The organism is Psychroserpens sp. AS72 (genome assembly GCF_038900375.1).
In the GTDB taxonomy this organism is placed as follows: domain Bacteria; phylum Bacteroidota; class Bacteroidia; order Flavobacteriales; family Flavobacteriaceae; genus Psychroserpens.
Genome location: NZ_JBBMRC010000002.1, coordinates 135183 through 153677, shown reverse-complemented (window position 1 = coordinate 153677; position 18495 = coordinate 135183). Strand labels below are relative to the sequence as shown.

Here is an 18495-nt window from a genome sequence, read left to right as displayed (position 1 = left end):
AAGACGCTAAGTCGCAAGGCTTACTCAATTGTGACCTGTATTATGGTTAAAAAATTGTGAATTAATTCTATTCAATATTTATAAATTACAAAATGCTTTATAATTAAAACTATAAAGCATTTTTTTATTTATCAAAACTCTTTGCACCTCTAAGTCTTTTCGAGATTCTAAATAAAGTAAGATTAACGCCTTGACTAGAAAACCTAAGACACATTCAGCTTTTCTAATTTATTCTGATATCCTTTTAACTCATCTCTTAACTTAGCAGCAATAATAAAGTCTAAAGCTTTTGCAGCTTGTTCCATCAATTTACGTTTTTCACGTATTTTATTTTCTAATTCACCTTTTGTAAGATATTCACTTTCAGGTTCTGCAGCTCTAGCAGCTTCAAGTTCATAACTATATGTACTCACAGAGTTTTTAGTCAAGGCACTATCCAAGCTCTTATTTAAAGCGGTAGGAGTGATGTTATGTTTAGTATTGTAAGCAATTTGTTTTACTCGTCTATAATCTGTTTCATCAATCGTTTTTTGCATACTCTTGGTGATTTTGTCTGCATACATAATGGCTTTACCATTTAAATGTCGCGCAGCTCTACCTACTGTTTGAGTCAATGAGCGAGCAGAACGTAAAAAACCTTCCTTATCTGCATCCAAAATTGCAACGAGAGATACTTCTGGTAAATCTAAACCTTCACGAAGTAAGTTGACACCAACAAGAACATCAAATACACCTCTTCTTAAATCTTGCATAATTTCAACACGCTCTAAAGTATCAACATCACTATGGATGTAACGACATCGTATTTGAATACGATCTAGATATTTAGTCAACTCTTCAGCCATACGTTTGGTTAAAGTTGTTACCAAAGTACGTTCGTCTTTCTCGATACGTTGATGAATTTCTTCAATTAAATCATCAATTTGATTTAAACTTGGACGCACCTCAATAATAGGATCTAATAATCCTGTAGGTCTAATAACTTGCTCTACGAAAATCCCATCTGTTTTTTGTAATTCATAATCTGCAGGAGTTGCACTCACATAGATGACTTGATTTTGTATGGCTTCAAACTCTTCAAATTTTAAAGGTCTATTGTCCATAGCAGCAGGCAACCTAAATCCGTATTCTACAAGATTTTCTTTTCTACTTCTGTCACCTCCATACATGGCATGAACTTGAGAAATAGTCACGTGACTTTCATCAACAATCATTAAAAAATCATCAGGAAAATAGTCTAATAAACAAAAAGGTCTTGTTCCTGGTAATCGTCCGTCGAGATAACGAGAGTAGTTCTCAATCCCAGAGCAGTAGCCTAATTCTCTAATCATTTCTAGGTCAAATTCAGTACGTTCTTTCAAACGTTTAGCTTCTAAATGTTTCCCGATTTCCTTGAAATAATCATACTGTTTTACTAAGTCATCTTGGATATTACGAATAGCACCTTGCAACACATCTGGAGACGTAACAAACATATTTGCAGGATAAATCGTGAGTCGCTCATAATGTTCAATCACTTCATTAGTTTGAATATTAAACTGCTCAATATCTTCAATTTCATCACCAAAAAAGTGAATTCTAAACGCATCATCTGCATAACTAGGAAAGATATCAACGGTATCTCCTTTTATTCGGAAATTTCCATGCTTGAAATCTGCTTCTGTTCTAGAATATAAGCTCTGAACGAGACTATGTAGTAAATCGGTTCTTGAAATTTCTTGATTAATTTCCAACGAAATCACATTTTTTTGAAATTCCACAGGATTTCCAATACCATACAAACAAGACACAGAAGCAACGACAATCACATCACGACGACCAGAAAGTAGGGAAGAGGTTGTACTCAAACGCATCTTCTCAATTTCTTCGTTGATAGATAAATCTTTTTCTATATAAACACCAGACGTTGGGATGTAGGCTTCTGGTTGGTAATAATCATAATAGGATACAAAATACTCCACAGCATTCTCTGGGAAAAACTGTTTAAATTCAGAATACAACTGTGCTGCTAATGTTTTGTTATGTGCTAAAACCAAAGTTGGTCGTTGCACGTCTTCAATCACATTAGCAACTGTAAATGTTTTACCAGAACCTGTAACACCAAGTAAGGTTTGGTATTTTTCATTGGAGTTTATTCCATTAACTAATTGTTTGATAGCTTGTGGTTGATCTCCTGTAGGTTTAAATTCAGATTGTACTTTGAAACGCATGTAGCAAAGTTACGAATAAGATTTAGGCAAATCAATTCAGATTTCTAATTTACTTTTTTTCTTTAACACCTTGAAAACGATCTGGTCCCATAGAAAGAATTATATTCATTTGGTTACCAGATGCCGGAATAAATTCTGCTTTTGCTGGAAAATCTTTTACAACAAATAATGATTGAGACTCTGGGAATAATTTATTGGCAGGTTGTCCATCCACAGAAATGAATAATTGTAAACCCTCTCTATAGATCTTTGCTCTAAATCCGTCATTCATTTTATAAAATCCAACATAGGTATCCAATAGGTCTACTGATATTTTCGGACTATTATCATTATAGACAGACGCTGCGATATTAAAAATTAAGGCATTAGTATTAATAACTGTAATATCGCTGATATTAGAAACCACTAAGATGAGAAGTTCATCCTCCGGAAAATATAGGTCTGATGTAGAATAGCCAAAGATAAATCCATTGTGGAAAATGGCCGTTTTATTAAATTTTTGATCGTTGTAGAATCCATAACCATACTGAGAAAGATCACCATTATTTAATTGGTAAGGTGACCATGCTTTTTGTAACGTTTCTCTAGAAATCACTTTTGATTGCATGAGACCATCATACCATTTAGATAAATCTTCAACTGTAGTATGTATAGAACTTGATCCTCTGGTTTGATTGACAGAATGGTATCTGGCATGTACCATTTTACCGTCTTTAAATTCATAACCTGTAGCTTGATTCATGATAAGTTCACCTTCATTTGGGATGGTTGTGTTGGTCATTTCAAGCGGTTCTAAAATGTTTTTTTCAATATATTCTGTATATGTCAAACCAGATACTTTTTCGATAATGTAGGCTAATATGTTGAAGTTGATATTGCTATAATCATGCCTTTCTCCAGGTTGGAATTTGATGGTGTCTTTTTTAAAATAGTTTATGACTTCTAGCGTAGAATTGAAATATTTTCTCGCATCAGTATTTGCCCAAATAGTATCTGTATGACTTTTTAATCCTGAGGTATGGGATAATAAATGTTTGATTTTTATGTTGTCTCCATTTTTTGAATAATTTGGTATAAAGCTATTGAGTTTGTCTTCAAACGAGAGTTTGCCTTTTTCAATTAATTGTAAAATGCTAATAGCGGTAAACTCTTTACTGACGCTTGCAATATTTACTACGTTTTTAGTAGTCATATTAACATTGAGTTCTATATTAGATTTTCCAAATGCATTTTCATAGAAAACACTATCACCTTTTTTTAGATACACAATAACTCCAGGTCCATCGATTTGTATTGCGCTATTTATGATACTGTCAATTTGAACAGAATTCACTTGACAATAACAAGTCGAGATAAATAATAAAGCTATAATACTAGAAGTGATTTTGTAAATGAATCTCATGATAGTTCTTTTGGTTTCAGGATTAGTTACTAATTTTTTGTTCAATATTTGCAATACGCTCTTCTAATGATTTTTGTGCCTCAAGAGCTTTTTTTAAGTTATCAATTTCTACGTTTTGCTCTTTAATAGCATTAATAAGTACAGGAATTAAATCTGAATAATACACACCTAAGCGGTCAAGCTCCTTTTTGGTTAACTTATCTGATCCTTCATCTTTTTCCCAAGTATGAGTTTTTACAACTTCAGGAATGAGTTCTAATAAGTCTTGAGCGATTAGTCCTAACTTTATATCTGGATTGTTATCGTTTTTCCAGTTAAAACTTACGGGTTGCATTCTCAAGATTTCTTTTAAACCATAGTCTAGATTCTTAATGTTTTTCTTTTCCCGTCTATCTGAGGTATTGATAGTGCCATTAGTTGCATAAATAGTTTTCCAACGCAGACTTGGGTTTCCAATAATTGAACTGTTATCGACATCAGGAATTAAACTTGCATTAATTCGTAAAGTATTATTGCCTCCATCTACAATAGTTTCATCACCTATATATACTGTGCCACCAATCTTTACATTACCACCTTCTATTTGTAAATTTAAATCTGCGGCATTGCCATTGTTTTTGGCCATGATTTCGTTGTTATCTATAGAGATATTATTTCCATTTGTATCTCCTAATACTAACAACCCATTATTATTACCAAGTCCAGTGTCATTGTTTCCGCTTATGTGTAATTTAGCACTTGGACTGGTAATTCCAATACCAATATCTTTAGCAAAGTAATTTGAAGTTCCACCAAAACCCCAACTAAAATACGAGCCATTAAACCATAGTGCTTCAGCTCCTTTAGTACGTATTGCTACATCAGAAGTGCTATCTTCAAGTAGTTTTATAGTACCGTTTGTTTCTACATTACCATTTTTAAATATGGTAAATATGTTATTTCTAACAACGTTTCCTGGAATACCTAATCCATTACCAATTTCAAATGCAGAAGTAGTGAGTCCTAGGTTACCTCGACCAATTGATAAAGAATATAAACTATTTGTAATGGTTTCAACTCCTATAGAATAGGAATAGTTTACATTAGCTTCTGCCATTGATCCAATTGCAAAAGATCCATTTCCTGTGGCTTTTGAAGCATCGCCTATCGCTACTGATTTAAAACCGATAGCATGAGCATCCCTTCCAACAGCAAATGATTCGTATCCTGTGGCTCCAAATTCATTACTAAAACTTTGGCTCAAGTCAACTGCATAAGAACCAACATCCGTATTACTGCCTATTAAACGCCAACCTTCATTAACAGCTTCTAAACCACTAACATTGGATGCAGTTTGAGCAGTAATAGCAGTTTGGGCTGTTTGAGCTTTTTCAGCATAATAAGCTCTTGGAACAAAATTAAAGGGTTCTGATCCTAGATTGATATAAGTACCATCTTGTTCAATGTCAAGTTCTGTATTTAAAAGTATGGTTTGATTCCAATCTATATTGGAAAATGCTCCAGAAATATATGTGCCATTTCCAATATTTAAAATTGCAATTCCATTTTGACTTGTAGTAATACTATGGCTTTCTTGATAAAGTTCTGTTAGAGTAGAGCCATTATCAGATTGGAGTTTAAACTTTATATCAACTGTTTGATTAGAAATAGCATTGCCGTTATCGTCTTTTATAAGTGCTTTATAATTGATACCGTTTTGGGAGAATCCTATAATTGGAATTAAAATTAATATGATAAGAATTTGCAATGTTTTATTTATCATTTTTAATGATGTATAATGGTTCTTAAAGTTTCGGGACAAGCTGTGATTTTTAATTAAAAAGATCATAATATTTTAATTTGATTGGTTAGCTTCTAAGTCTTCTATTCTGGATAATAGAGCTTCGTAATTACTTTTTGAAGTTTTCAATACTTCATTTTTTAATTCTGAAATATCTTTCTTTTGAGAATTGATAATTTGTTGTTGTTCTTTAATGGCATTGATGAGTACAGGAATTAATTCATTATAACTTATTCCTAAAGTTTTTTCAGCATTATCTTGAGCAGTCACAATTTCTTTAATAATAGGCTGAACGTCTTGAGCTATAAGTCCTAAAGATTTTGTATTTTGATTTTCTGCTTTTTTCCAATAGTATTGTTTAGGTTTAAGTTGTAATATTTCATTTAAACCATATTGTAAATCATCAATATCTTTTTTAAGTCGACGGTCAGAATTCTGAGTTAATGATCCTGATAACGTTGCATTACCAGATTCATTGATTGAAAAAACATTGACATCATCACTATCTCTAACAATAAAACTACTATTATTAGTATCGTCATAGTCTAATTGAATTACAACAGCATCGTTACTTCTCAAATAGATATCACTACCAGAAATTTCAGGATTAGAAGAAATGATTCCGTCATCGTTTGCATTACCACTACTTCCTCCTAGAATGATATCAGGATTATTGTGATTAGATGCTCTCGCATAAACACCAACATTACCACCTGAAAAGTTACCACCAATATTAATTGCTGATGCAGATATGCCATTTTGTTGAGCATTTAAAATTGAGATTCCATTAGAAAAAGGCGTATCAATTCTAATTCCGATAAAACCAGAATTTGAGATATCTATTGAATTAGCTTGCGAATCTGAGATAACTATTGGATTTACAGCTTCTGAAATTAGCAACCCAATACCTTCACTATTTATGGTATGTTGTCCATTTTTTGCTATTGTTAAAGCATTTCTTCTTGCTGAATTGCTTGTACCATTTCCTACTTCAAACAGAGGGTCAAAGCCTAACCATTCAGTTTCATTTCCTCCTCCTACATTATAACGACCTACAGCTGTTGAAATATATGCCTCTGCAAGAGTTGAACTTCCCATAGCAGTACTACTATACCCAGAAGCCTCACTATTATTTCCAATTGCAAAACTGTTACTGCCAGATGCTTCAGTATTGTAACCCATTGCTGTTGAATTACTTTCTGAAGCCCTTGTATAACTTCCTGAAGTGAAAGATGCTTCACCAGTTGAACTCGTTGCTCCACCAAATGCTACAGAATATGTTGCACTAGCAATAGTTGCTGCGCCTGAAGCAAAAGAAAATAGACCAGTTGCTCCTCTATTAGTGACTAAACTTTGAGCTGAAAAATCTATGGCATGACCTCCTATGTTTCCGTAAATTCCTGGTTCTGAGTCATTAGAAATTCGCCATCCAATACCATTACCTTGATTTAAGGCTTTAAGTCCTTGAGGTTTTAGAGTATTTATTGCATAAGGTACTGCGTTAAACGGGCTATTTCCGAAGTCAACATAACCATCTCCTAAGTCAATTTGTACATTTAATTCTAAATTTCTCAGTTTCCAATCTATAGTATCAAAAGTGCCAATACTTGGAGAACCATTTCCAATTGTAGCGATTGCAATACCGTTGTTGTCTGTCATTATTTGTTGTGATTCGCTATATATAGAAACGTTTTCATGCTCTATATTAAATACAAAATCTAGATTTTGATTAGCAACCACATTTCCATTAGTGTCCTTTATTACTGCTTTATAGTTAATTCCGTTTTGCGAATAACCGTAAGCAGAAATTAATAATATTGTGATAAATATTTTTAGTCCTTTCATAATCTGTTAGTTTGAAGTTTTAGATTCTATAATCTCCATTCGAGAAAGTAATGCTTGATAGTTTTGCTCTACTTTAGATTCTAGATTACTATTTTTTGTATTGAGGTCTTCAATAATCTTTTGTTGCTCTTTAATCGCATTGATGAGTACAGGAATTAAATCTGAATAATACACACCAAGTCTATCTAATTCCACTTTCTTTAATGTTGCATTCTCATCGTCAGAAGCGTTTTGCCATTCATGCGTTTTTACAACTTCAGGAACTAACTCTAATAGGTCTTGAGCAATTAAGCCCAATTTGGTGTCTTGATTTTTTCTATTTTTCCAGTTATAGCTTACAGGATTCATTTTTAGAACTTCATTAAGACCATATTTAATAGTTTTAATATTTGTTTTATCTCGCCTGTCTGAGGTGTTAATTGTACCATCTGTAGCCCAAAGACCTTGCCAACGGAAACTAGAATTACCTAATTGCATACCTTCATTAACATCAGGTAATAAATCTGCATTAAATGATAAACGATTACTGCCAGTATCTTCAATGGTTTCTGTACCAATTCTAAGTCGTCCACCATTAATATGTAATAGTTCTAGAGGGTTATCGGTACCAATCCCTGTGTTACCATTTTTTAAAACAGTCATAGCATTACTTCTATTAGTATTTGAACTTCCATTGCCAATTGCGAAAAGTTGATTAGAGTCTTCCCAATTATCTGAATTACCACCATATGTATTATATCTACCAATGACGAACGAAATATAAGACTGTGCAACAGTTTCATTCCCAAAAGCAGCACTATATCTTCCTATTGAAGATGTATCGTCTCCACCAGCAAGAGAACCTGATCCCAAAGCTATAGTGCCATAACCTAACGCTGTTGAGTTTGCCCCAAATGCTGTAGTAGAATTTCCAAAAGCTGTGGAGAAATTTCCCGATGACGTCGTATTATGTCCTAAAGCAGTTGAAGCATATTCTGTGGCTTGAGTATTAAGACCCATAGCAATAGAAAAATCTCCTGTAGCTTCTGCACCTGCTCCAATTGCTGTAGAAACAACACCAGATGCTATTGTGAATTGTCCCATTGCTGTTGAAGCTAATTCTGAAGAAAGTGTGTCAAAGCCAGAAGCAAAAGAATAATCTCCAGTTGCACCTCCATTTATATTTTCTGTGAAGCTCAGACTTAGATCTACAGCGTTTGAACCTACTGATCCATAATAATCTGGATTTCTTCCGGCTAATCTCCAACCACTACCATTATCTCCGATTATTCTATCAAGACCTTTAAGGTTTGATACTTCTAATGCAACACTTGCATATCCTGAACGTGATGCATACATTGCTAATGGTACTTGCTTAAATTGAGTTGTACCCATGTCTATAAATCCTCCTCCTGTATCTATTAGTACATTAAGAAAATGATCATCATAAGCACGCCAAATGAATTCAGGAAATTCTTCACTACTAGTGCCTTCTCCTATGTTTATAGTTATAAAACCATTTTCATCTGTAGTTGGAGTATGAATCTCTTCGTAAGCTAGAAGTAGATCTGTTGTTACAAGAATTCTAAACTGTACAGCAACTAGACTATTAGCAATTACATTTCCATTAGTGTCTTTTATAACTGCTTTGTAGTTAATTCCGTTTTGTGCTAATAGAATTCCCGATAGGAATACTAAAAGAAATGTAAGTCTTGTTTTCATAATTATTAGATTTTAACCTTCTGTTTTATCAAAAACTAAAGTTTCATTTTCAGAAGTTAATAGTGTCAATTCTTGTGCAGAAATTCCTATTATTTCTGTGGAAATCAATTCACCTTCAAAAGAAATTTCAATAGTCATGTTCTCAGTAAGTGTATATGTTGCTGTCATCAATCCCAACGATATACAATCATCTCCATTTTCTTCAAAGCTTTCTAGTTCAAAATTGTTATTGGTCGTAAATTGGATGTAACTTACTTTATCACAAATTGTATAACTTCCAGGAGTCCGAGATTCTTGATACCATTTGCCTGAGGTTAATAATTCTTGAGTAGATTGTTGTTGGCTGTTGTTATCATCATCACTACTACAACTAAATAGGATAAAAGTTACTAGTAGAATACTAAGTGTTTTAAATGTTTTCATGATCTTATTATATTTATTCTATAATTACTTTCTTTGTTATATAACCTCTGGTAGTCTCAATTTTTAAAAGGTAACTGCCTGAGTTTAATTGATTCACTGTCATGGATTTAGTGTCTTTCGTGTTAAGAACCTGTTTGCCTAAAACATCATATAAAGTCAATTCAATAACTTCGAGATTGGTATTGACATTCAGCATTTCTATCGCAGGATTAGGATATACAGAAACGGTGTAATTTTCAAGCTCAATATCCTCTAAGCTCAATGTTTCAAACATGAAATCTTCTTGACCAATGACTAATCCATTAAAATAGTTTTGGGTCGTCGTCTCATCTATATTTGAGTTATAAAAACTATCTACAGCACCTCCAAGTCCCATTGCAATTGGATCTGTATTGACTAAGATTTCTAGTAAACCTGTTGTTGGCATATTACTAACATCAAAAGACATTAAAACAAAAGGGACGTTTGTAGTATGTGACAATATTGTTTGTCCAGGTGGTAAATTCATTACAAAAGCATCTCGAGTACCATCGCCTAATCCAAAACTTGATAATTGAGCAGCAGTCACTTGGTTTGGTGTCCAAAGTCTACCATTAAATTGTGTAATATTTAGAATATCTGCATCACCTGCTGGTAACATTAATGCAAAACCAATATCTGAAATATCTGTATTGGTTGCATCAAAATCTGGAATAGCGACAATAGAAAAGTTATAGTCTGAGTTGTGCACAATACCAAATTGATAGCCTTGCGAAAAACTTGAAGTTGTAAATAATAATGCGAAAAATAATGTATAAAAAGTTTTCATGATTTTAATTTTTGGGTGGAACAGTTGCGTTTATTATAAATGTTGGTAGGTTTAATAAGTTTCCTGGATGGTTAAGAACATTATCCTTAATAATATTACTATCGTTTGGAGAACCAGAAAATCGAGTCGCACTACTTAAATCAATATCAAAATTGAGATAACCAGCAGACACGTAAGTAATAAAATTTAAGATATTACTAGGATCTGCAAGGATGTAATCTTTAATAGCATTCACATCATTATTGTTGCCAGAGAAGGTAATAGAATCATCTGTATTCGCATCACCAGCCCAAAGCGCTGTATTGCCAGAGTTTAAAATAGATTGTGCATTGCTGCCAAATGTAGAGAAACTACTATTTGTGAAATTTACTATCGTTGTCACATTATCAGATAGATTTACTGTTGCAGCACTCATTGCACCCAAGTGGTTTCTATGTTTAACAACTACAAAATAATTGGTTGGTGCAGCTTGCATTACAACAGATGATATCCCATCAAAATCTACAACATCACCATCTCTTTGCACTAGAGCAGAACGAGCATTGATGAGTTTTTGATTATCATTCGCAGCTCTCAACTCAAGCCAAATCCAATCTACAATGGCATTATCTCCTGTAGTATTAAATACTGACGCATTGCACGTCGCATTATCCTCATAAGGACTTGTAGTTGGTAAAAGTGCACTTTCTCTAAGTGTGTCATTCATTAATCCGATTGCTGTAGGCACTAAAGATGGTCCTTGTAAAAAGACAATTGGATCTATGATAATTCTAAAATCTGCATTTATAAATCCTTCGGAAATTGAAACACTAGGAGTACTTAGCTCTTGCACATTGACTTCACCTATGGTATATAGGATTTGAATACTTCCTTCAGAAGCTGATGCACCTCCAGAATCAATACTAAATTTTTCTATGGTTTGTGCATTTCCGAAGAAAACAACAAAGAGTAAACTATATATCGTTATTATCGTTTTCATAATATTATTTTTTATTAATTAATGTTGTTACTAATGCTTTGAGTTCATCAATTTGCTTTTGCTGGTTTTCTATGGTCATTTGTTGTTCTTGAATTGCTTTTATAGCAATAACTCCAAAGGCAGCGTAATCAACTCCATATAATCCGTCTGCTTCAGAGAAATGAACAACTTCTGGAAAAATAGATTTTACTTCTTGCGCAATAAGCCCTATGGTTTTTGTTTTTGTAGTATCATCTTTATAATAATAAGTTGTAGGTCTAAGTTGATTTACACGACCTAAAACAGTATTTAAGTTTTGTATATTATTTTTGAGAGTAACATCTGAAGACTGTGTATAAGCTCCTGTATTTGGATTAATAAGCCCTTTTAATAAGCCTCCATAATGAAAACGAAGTGAGAAACCATGAGTAATATCCCAATCAGAATTGGCTGTACCATCATCAAAACGTAAACCAGTTCCTACAACCTGACTTCTTTGAAAAATTTCAAGTCTCGCAGTTGGACTCCCATTAATACCAACCTCTCCATCTCCTGTTATAGTCATTCTATCTGCTGCTCCATTTTCATTTCTGAAATAAAAATTAAGACGAGCACTAGATGCTGTGGCAGATGGAAGTCCAGCCACGTGCCAATAAGCACCATTTGAGGCATCATTAGTTAGTTCTAATCTGGCATAATCATTACCTTCTTCTTCGAGTTTGAGAAGAGGTTTATTAATATTTGAGTTGTTTTTAACATGTAACCAAGCGCTTGCTGTGCTAATATTACCAATTTGAAATTCCCCATCTTGTCTCATTCTAAATCTAGTATCGAAATTATTACTTCCATCTGGTTTAGATTGAAATTGTAATTCTGCGCCTTGTCCTAGAGTAGAAAGTTGCCATTGATTACCGTTTTCAGGAAAACCCATGATCATATTTCCTATATTGGTTTGTATAAATAGGTTTCCGCCAACATGGAGTTTCATTTCTGGTTCGTCAATACCAATACCAACATTTCCTCTACCTGTAGTCAAAGCAGCTACACCTGTTGAAGTCGTATAAAAATGACCTCCAACACCTCCTCCAAAACCGTAGCCTTGTACGCCTACTCCTTCTGAGGAATTAGAAACCCCTTGTACGCCTGCCCAAAAGCTCGTTTCTGCATAACCGTAAACACCATGGGCTCCAACTCCATTTCCCAGTACACCTGCATTGTTACTTGGCAAGTTTTCTGCATTAACTCCTGTCGAACCTGCGATTCCGTAACGACCATTGATACCATCGTTTTGTATATGAAAGGTTGCACCACTTTCTTGAATTCCTTCATCATAGTAAGGCAATTCAATGTTTCTTGTTGTCAAGGATTTTTCTGCTAAAATTGCATATGGTACTGTTTTAAAGGCTGTGGTTTCTTCAATATCAAAGCTCCCATTTTGTTCTATATCTATTTCGGTTTTAAGAGAAAAAACACCATTTCCCCATACTATTGCTGAGAATGTTCCTGATACTACAGTGCCTTCTCCAATATTTACAATGACTATACCATTGCTATCTGTTGTAGTATCGTGCGTTTCCTGATAAGCGTTAATTGCACCTTGCAAGATTGTAAATCTAATATCAACGTTTTGGTTTGCAACGACATTTCCTAAGTCATCTTTAATTACAGCTTTGTAATTGATTCCATTTTGAGCATAACCTATTAGGCTTATCAATAGGATTACTAAAGTAATTTTTGTTTTCATGCGTTTGTTATTTATATAGTTATCTAAGCATTGCGTTTTATATTAGAGTTTATAACCTTCAAACCAGCTACCAGTTCCATCCATACGCTCATCTTCTCCTGCAGAAAAATTTCTTAAAAGCACATAAACATCTTGTCCAGCACTTAAAAAGTAAATACCACTAACTTCTGTTTTTACATCATCTCCATCTACAATAGTGCTATATGTTGAATTTACATCTACATTGAATCGTATTCTAAAAAATGCTGGCGTGATAAAGTTTGACTGTTTTATACATGCATGAAGAAAATAGTAACCAGAGCTTGGGGCAACAAATCGATCACTAGTTGTATTAAAAGCATTTGCTGTGTCATAAACTTCTATATCCCAGATATTTGTCTCTACTTCAGTAGCGCCATCAATATCTTTTACAGCAAAGCCATTACCTCTAACTTTGAAAATCACTTTATCACCAACTACATCATCTATATAGCTTTTTACTGCACGTTCAGTTGGAACTGCTAAATTGCTATTGCCTGATAAGGTGTTATCTTCAGAAAATTCATTAATAGTTACACCGTTTTGTAATGCCAAACCTATAGAGTTTACTCTAAGTTTATCTTCATATCCAACTGTAGTAGTAATATCTGTATCTAAAGCTATTTTAAATGAATCAGACTGATTAGAAAGTTTGAAAAAGGAGTGAAGTCCATTGATATCACCATTTTTAAATTCTATTTGAGTTTCATCTGAATAACTAGGAACAGTTAAATTTATACCTACTTTGTCCTCATCATGAATGTGCAAAAGTTCGGTTGGAGTATCTGTGCCTATTCCCACATTTTTTGATAGTACATGTACATTGTCAACTTCTGTTTCCCATGATTTGTCTCCAGATGCTAGAGCATAAGGAACTGTTTTAAATTGGCTATTTCCCATGTCTTCTAGTCCGTTACCAATATCAATTTGTACATTTAAATATTGAGTGCCATTTTCCCATTCAATAGTTGAAAAATCACCAAAGATTGGTGTGCCTTCTCCAATGTTTACTATAATTATTCCGTTATTATCTGAGGTTGGTGTTTGTGTTTCTTGGTAAGATGCACTTATACCTTCTAGAATAGTAAATTGAATTGTAATAGTGTTACTATTGGCAATGACGTTGCCTAAGTCATCTTTAATTACAGCTTTGTAATTGATTCCGTTTTGAGCGTATCCTAGGAAGCTTAATAGAAAGAGAAGTAAAGTGAATTTTGTTTTCATAATATGAGTTTATTTGTGTTGATGTTTCTCTTTATCGATTTTAATTAACTGTAGGTTAGTGTTTTAATGTTATTTTTTAATGTATTTAGAGTATAGGCTAATTCAATTCTTGATTTAGAAAAAAAGGAACCAACGCAAACTCCACGTTTATATTTATTGATTCCCTTTCTCAACTGATTAATAGCTTCTTTACTATCGTTTGATAAATTCTATCGTTTTAATGATTTCGTTTTTCAATAAAATATTGAGTTTATAAGTTCCTTTTTTTAAATGATCGATACTGAGGTATATCTTTTCATCTTTTTCTTTTAGACCGTTATCCATCTTAAAAATGTGCTAGGGATTCTCTGTGATGTAAAATTATATAGAAGCTTGAGGAGAGGGTAAAAGATATGTTTCAAATCATGTAACATATGTAACATGATTGAAATATTTAAAATAATCAACTGAAAAACAGTTATTTATGGGTTTGGTTTATTTCGAAATATAATCGGTAGGAGTACAGTTATAAGCTTCTTTGAAACACTTAATAAAATATGAAGGAGTGTTAAATCCAATTTGATATGCAATTTCAGAAATGGTAGCATCAGATTTTTTTAGTAAATCTATTGCTAATTTTAAGCGTTGCGATCTTATGAATTCTGTAGCACTCTTGCCAACAATGGCTTTTAGTTTTCTATGCAATTGTGTTCTACTCATATGCATGGCTTCAGCAAATGCTTCGCTAGTAAAGTTTGAGTCTGTAATTTTATGATCTAAAACCTGCTTTAAGCGTTTTAAGAAATCGGCTTCAGTTGATGTGATTGAAAGTTCTGGGTTGATGCTAAAGTCTTTACTAAAATGCTTTTGAAGTTGTTGTCTATTTTCGATGAGCTTTCTTACTCTTAAAAGTAATTTTTCGCTATTAAATGGCTTTGTGATATAAGCATCTGCTCCAGTTTTTAAGCCTTCAATTTCATTGTTTTCACCAACTTTTGCAGTGAGTAGGATAATTGGAATATGGCTTGTTAATTCATTATATTTTAAAGTATTACATAAATCAATACCAGTTTTGACTGGCATCATAACATCACTAATAATGATGTCTGGTATGTATTGTAACGCTAAATCTATACCTGTTTGTCCATTTTCTGCTTCAATAATTTGATACTTGTCTTTAAAAATTGATGAGACAAAAGCTCTAATATCTTTTTCATCTTCTACAATGAGTAAAAGCGGATGGTCTGTATTGTTTGTTGTTAAATTACTTAGGTCTTCAATAGGAGGTTGATATTTTGTTTCAGTTTTAATTTCCGAAGCATTAAAAGCATTTTTATTAATTGGTAAAGTCACCGTAAACTGAACTTTATCTTTGTCTACAGTATTTGCAGTAATACTTCCTTTTGAGAGGTTTACTAACTCTTTAACAAGGGCTAAGCCAACGCCTACACCATCAGATGCTTCATTATTTTGGTAAAATCGTTGAAACAGTTTTTCAAAATCTTGCTTAGAAATACTAGTATTCACATTAATTATAGACAAGACTAGAGAATGATCTAATGCATTTGCATCTATGATAATTTCAGTATGTTCTGGTGCATACTTTATGGCATTAGATAATAAATTAGTTGTTATTTTTTCAATAATATCTACATCGTACCATACATTGGTCAGGTTTTCAATTTTACTGTTAATGTGTATGTGTTTGTCATTTGCTTTATATTGAAAAGCAGCAACGATTTGTTTTAATAAGACATTAAGGTTTCCTTCTTCAACGAGTAATCGCAACTGACCAGAATCTATTAATGATAAGTCTAACATTTGATTAACTAGATTGAGTAACCTATTTGCGTTTTGCTTCACTAAATTAAGTTCTTTGCGATCTTCGGGTTTTAAAGTGTCTCTAGATAATTGATGGTCTATGGGTCCAGAAATTAGGGTTAATGGCGTTCTAAATTCGTGAGAAATATTAGTATATAATTTGGTTTTGAATTCATCTATTTGTTTGAGCCTTTCAGCTTCTGCATGTTCTAATCGTAATTGGGTTTCTAATTTCCATTTAAACCTAAAGTATTTGTATATAGCAAATAAAGCTAACCAAAATAAAATGCTATAGATGGCATAGGCTACACCACTTTTAAACCATGGCTTTGATATTTCAAAAGTGTAAGTTGCAGGTGTTTTATTCCAAACACCTTCATAATTACTTGATGTTACTAAAAATGTGTATTCATTTGGAGGTAAGTTGGTGTAATGTGCTACATTACTATAATTTGGTACAGACCAATTAGCATCATGATTAACTAATTTATAACGATACAAGTTTTTTGAAGGTTCTGAATAATGCAAACTAGCAAACGTAAACGTTATTGTATTTTGATTATGCCGAAATGTTGCCTCGGGAATCATCGGCTCTTTTTCGTTAAATATTTCAAACTTTGAAATCACAGTTTTTGGAACAACCTCATTAATCGTTAATTCACTTGGCAAGAACCAATTAACACCTTCTAATCCGCCAAAAAAAAGTGTTCCATCAATTGCTTTATAATAGGAGCCAGTATTAAACTCAAAAGATTGTAAACCACTGTTTTCGGTATAGTTTTCTATGAATTTTTTGAATTTATCATTAGGATTAAATCTTGAAATGCCTTTATTGCTACTTAGCCATAAATTACCTTTTTCATCTGGTAGAATTGCATAAATGACATTGTTAGATAGACCAGATTCATTAGTATATGTTTTTATGTGTTTACTCAACGTATTATAACTTTTTAAACCATTACCGTTGGTACCAACATATAAGATATTATCATTAAAATATAGAGACTTGATTTTATTAGGAATTTTTGGTATTGGTTTAATAGTTTGCGATTGAAAATCTAATAGAAACAAACCGTTAACCTCACTACCAATCCAAATCTCATTAAAATTTCCTCTTTCTATGGTTCTAATATTATTAGAAGTTAAACCAGAATTGTCTACGGTATATTGATTAATAATGCCTTTATTTTTGTCATAAAGCATGATGCCACTATCTCTAGTACATAACCAAAATTGATTTGGAGTGTATTTATAGATTTTCCAAATGGTTTCGTTTTTTAAAGCTTCAATCGTTTCAAAATTACCCTTTGAGTCTAATATTTGTAAGCCTTTACCTTGATGACCAATCCATAAGTTACCATTATCTGATAGTAAACTCATGATACGATTACTAGCAATTTTAGAGTTTTCTGTTGTATAAGATTTATAAATCCCTTTGTCTATATGAATCTTTGTTAACCCTTTTCCTGACGTTCCAAACCACATCATCTTTGAATCGTCATAGGCAATTGCCCTTACCACATCTACAGGTATGTCTTTTGGAGTTTGGTCGTTTGTTATGACATTAAATTTAGTAAGATGTTCATCATAATAACTTAAACCTGCACCATCTGTTCCTAGCCAAACCGTACCTGTATAATCTTGATACAAGCTAAGCACATCATTATATTGGAGCGCATAAGGATTGTTTTTGTTTTCGGTATAATGCGATACTTTAGTTTTTGTGTGGTCTAATATGTATAAGCCATCTCCATAAGTAGCTATCCATAAATTATCGTTATTATCAACTAAAATATCTTGAATGTTTAATGCTGAAGGTAGTTGTAAATGGTTAAACTTTTTAAAGGCATTAGAATTTTTAGATTTATAATAGAGTCCGTTGCCAAAACTCCCAAGCCATACTGTATTATCTTTAGAAATCGTGAGAGTGCTAAAATTAGTGTCATCATTTTCTATTTGTACTGTAGAAATTTCTTTATCATCTATTCTAAAAACGTGAGTTGATGTCGCGACATATTGAGTGTTATTGACTTCAAGAAAATCGTAAGTATTAAGATTTTTAAACGCATTGTCAAATACGCGAAGTGTATCTTTTGTAGAACGATCAATTTTGTAAAGCCCATTTCCGTAGGTACCTATATAATAGTCTTTCTTTTTATTCTGAAAAACGACACTAGCATTCTCAATCGTTTGGATATGTTTAAATGTCTCCGTTTTATTGTCAAATTTTTCGAGAATCCCAGAGTTGCTAATAATCCATAAAACGCCAAGTTGGTCTACATATATTTTTCCTAACTTACTATATGTCGGTCTGGTTACATCTTCAAATTGTTTGTTGTAAAACGTAAAATTGATGCCGTCATATTTATTAAGTCCATCTTGAGTGGCAAACCACATATAACCAATAGAATCTTGAGCAATACTAACAACACTGTTTTGAGATAAGCCTTGTGCTACTGCAAGTTCACGAAAAGATATTTGCTTAGAATCTTGAGCAAAACAACTTAAACTTATTAAAACAAGACATGCCGAAACTATACGATTCATTAACAGCTATTATTTTGAATCTAAAGTTAAGTAAT

At 32.8% G+C, this 18495-nt stretch carries 12 protein-coding genes; all 12 read right to left on the bottom strand.

Annotation, left to right across the window (positions count from 1 at the left end; genetic code table 11):
• Positions 1-203: 203 nt before the first annotated feature.
• Positions 204-2210, bottom strand: coding sequence for an excinuclease ABC subunit UvrB (gene uvrB, locus WNY78_RS04205; RefSeq protein WP_342871937.1), 2007 nt, complete (start codon positions 2208-2210; stop codon positions 204-206).
• A gap of 49 nt (positions 2211-2259) precedes the next feature.
• A complete protein-coding gene (locus tag WNY78_RS04200) occupies positions 2260-3612 on the bottom strand; it encodes a serine hydrolase (RefSeq protein WP_342871936.1) in 1353 nt (450 codons plus the stop codon).
• A 22-nt stretch (positions 3613-3634) separates the two neighbouring features.
• A complete protein-coding gene (locus WNY78_RS04195; RefSeq protein WP_342871935.1) occupies positions 3635-5374 on the bottom strand; it encodes a tail fiber domain-containing protein in 1740 nt (579 codons plus the stop codon).
• Between the two features lie 72 nt (positions 5375-5446).
• Complete coding sequence (locus WNY78_RS04190; RefSeq protein ID WP_342871934.1) at positions 5447-7237, bottom strand: tail fiber domain-containing protein; 1791 nt, start codon at positions 7235-7237, stop codon at positions 5447-5449.
• Between the two features lie 6 nt (positions 7238-7243).
• The gene (locus tag WNY78_RS04185) at positions 7244-8938 is read right to left on the bottom strand and encodes a tail fiber domain-containing protein (RefSeq protein WP_342871933.1); all 1695 of its coding nucleotides are present in this window, start codon (positions 8936-8938) and stop codon (positions 7244-7246) included.
• Between the two features lie 12 nt (positions 8939-8950).
• Positions 8951-9361, bottom strand: coding sequence for a lipocalin family protein (locus tag WNY78_RS04180; RefSeq protein WP_342871932.1), 411 nt, complete (start codon positions 9359-9361; stop codon positions 8951-8953).
• A 13-nt stretch (positions 9362-9374) separates the two neighbouring features.
• A complete protein-coding gene (locus WNY78_RS04175; RefSeq protein ID WP_342871931.1) occupies positions 9375-10169 on the bottom strand; it encodes a T9SS type A sorting domain-containing protein in 795 nt (264 codons plus the stop codon).
• A gap of 4 nt (positions 10170-10173) precedes the next feature.
• A complete protein-coding gene (locus tag WNY78_RS04170) occupies positions 10174-11148 on the bottom strand; it encodes a hemagglutinin protein (protein WP_342871930.1) in 975 nt (324 codons plus the stop codon).
• Positions 11149-11152: 4 nt separating this feature from the next.
• A complete protein-coding gene (locus tag WNY78_RS04165; protein ID WP_342871929.1) occupies positions 11153-12871 on the bottom strand; it encodes a tail fiber domain-containing protein in 1719 nt (572 codons plus the stop codon).
• Positions 12872-12913: 42 nt separating this feature from the next.
• Complete coding sequence (locus WNY78_RS04160) at positions 12914-14113, bottom strand: hypothetical protein (RefSeq protein WP_342871928.1); 1200 nt, start codon at positions 14111-14113, stop codon at positions 12914-12916.
• A 192-nt stretch (positions 14114-14305) separates the two neighbouring features.
• Positions 14306-14437, bottom strand: a complete 132-nt coding sequence (locus tag WNY78_RS04155) for a hypothetical protein (RefSeq protein WP_342871927.1) — start codon at positions 14435-14437, stop codon at positions 14306-14308.
• A gap of 150 nt (positions 14438-14587) precedes the next feature.
• Entirely contained in the window at positions 14588-18460 is a 3873-nt protein-coding gene (locus tag WNY78_RS04150; RefSeq protein ID WP_342871926.1) for a two-component regulator propeller domain-containing protein, read from the bottom strand.
• Positions 18461-18495 lie beyond the last annotated feature (35 nt).

Bases quoted from the DNA above. Each gene is read 5' to 3' on its own strand.
- uvrB (WP_342871937.1), bottom strand. From the start codon at position 2,210: ATGCGTTTCAAAGTACAATCTGAATTTAAACCTACAGGAGATCAACCA.
- WNY78_RS04200 (WP_342871936.1), bottom strand. From the start codon at position 3,612: ATGAGATTCATTTACAAAATCACTTCTAGTATTATAGCTTTATTATTT.
- WNY78_RS04195 (WP_342871935.1), bottom strand. From the start codon at position 5,374: ATGATAAATAAAACATTGCAAATTCTTATCATATTAATTTTAATTCCA.
- WNY78_RS04190 (WP_342871934.1), bottom strand. From the start codon at position 7,237: ATGAAAGGACTAAAAATATTTATCACAATATTATTAATTTCTGCTTAC.
- WNY78_RS04185 (WP_342871933.1), bottom strand. From the start codon at position 8,938: ATGAAAACAAGACTTACATTTCTTTTAGTATTCCTATCGGGAATTCTA.
- WNY78_RS04180 (WP_342871932.1), bottom strand. From the start codon at position 9,361: ATGAAAACATTTAAAACACTTAGTATTCTACTAGTAACTTTTATCCTA.
- WNY78_RS04175 (WP_342871931.1), bottom strand. From the start codon at position 10,169: ATGAAAACTTTTTATACATTATTTTTCGCATTATTATTTACAACTTCA.
- WNY78_RS04170 (WP_342871930.1), bottom strand. From the start codon at position 11,148: ATGAAAACGATAATAACGATATATAGTTTACTCTTTGTTGTTTTCTTC.
- WNY78_RS04165 (WP_342871929.1), bottom strand. From the start codon at position 12,871: ATGAAAACAAAAATTACTTTAGTAATCCTATTGATAAGCCTAATAGGT.
- WNY78_RS04160 (WP_342871928.1), bottom strand. From the start codon at position 14,113: ATGAAAACAAAATTCACTTTACTTCTCTTTCTATTAAGCTTCCTAGGA.
- WNY78_RS04155 (WP_342871927.1), bottom strand. From the start codon at position 14,437: ATGGATAACGGTCTAAAAGAAAAAGATGAAAAGATATACCTCAGTATC.
- WNY78_RS04150 (WP_342871926.1), bottom strand. From the start codon at position 18,460: ATGAATCGTATAGTTTCGGCATGTCTTGTTTTAATAAGTTTAAGTTGT.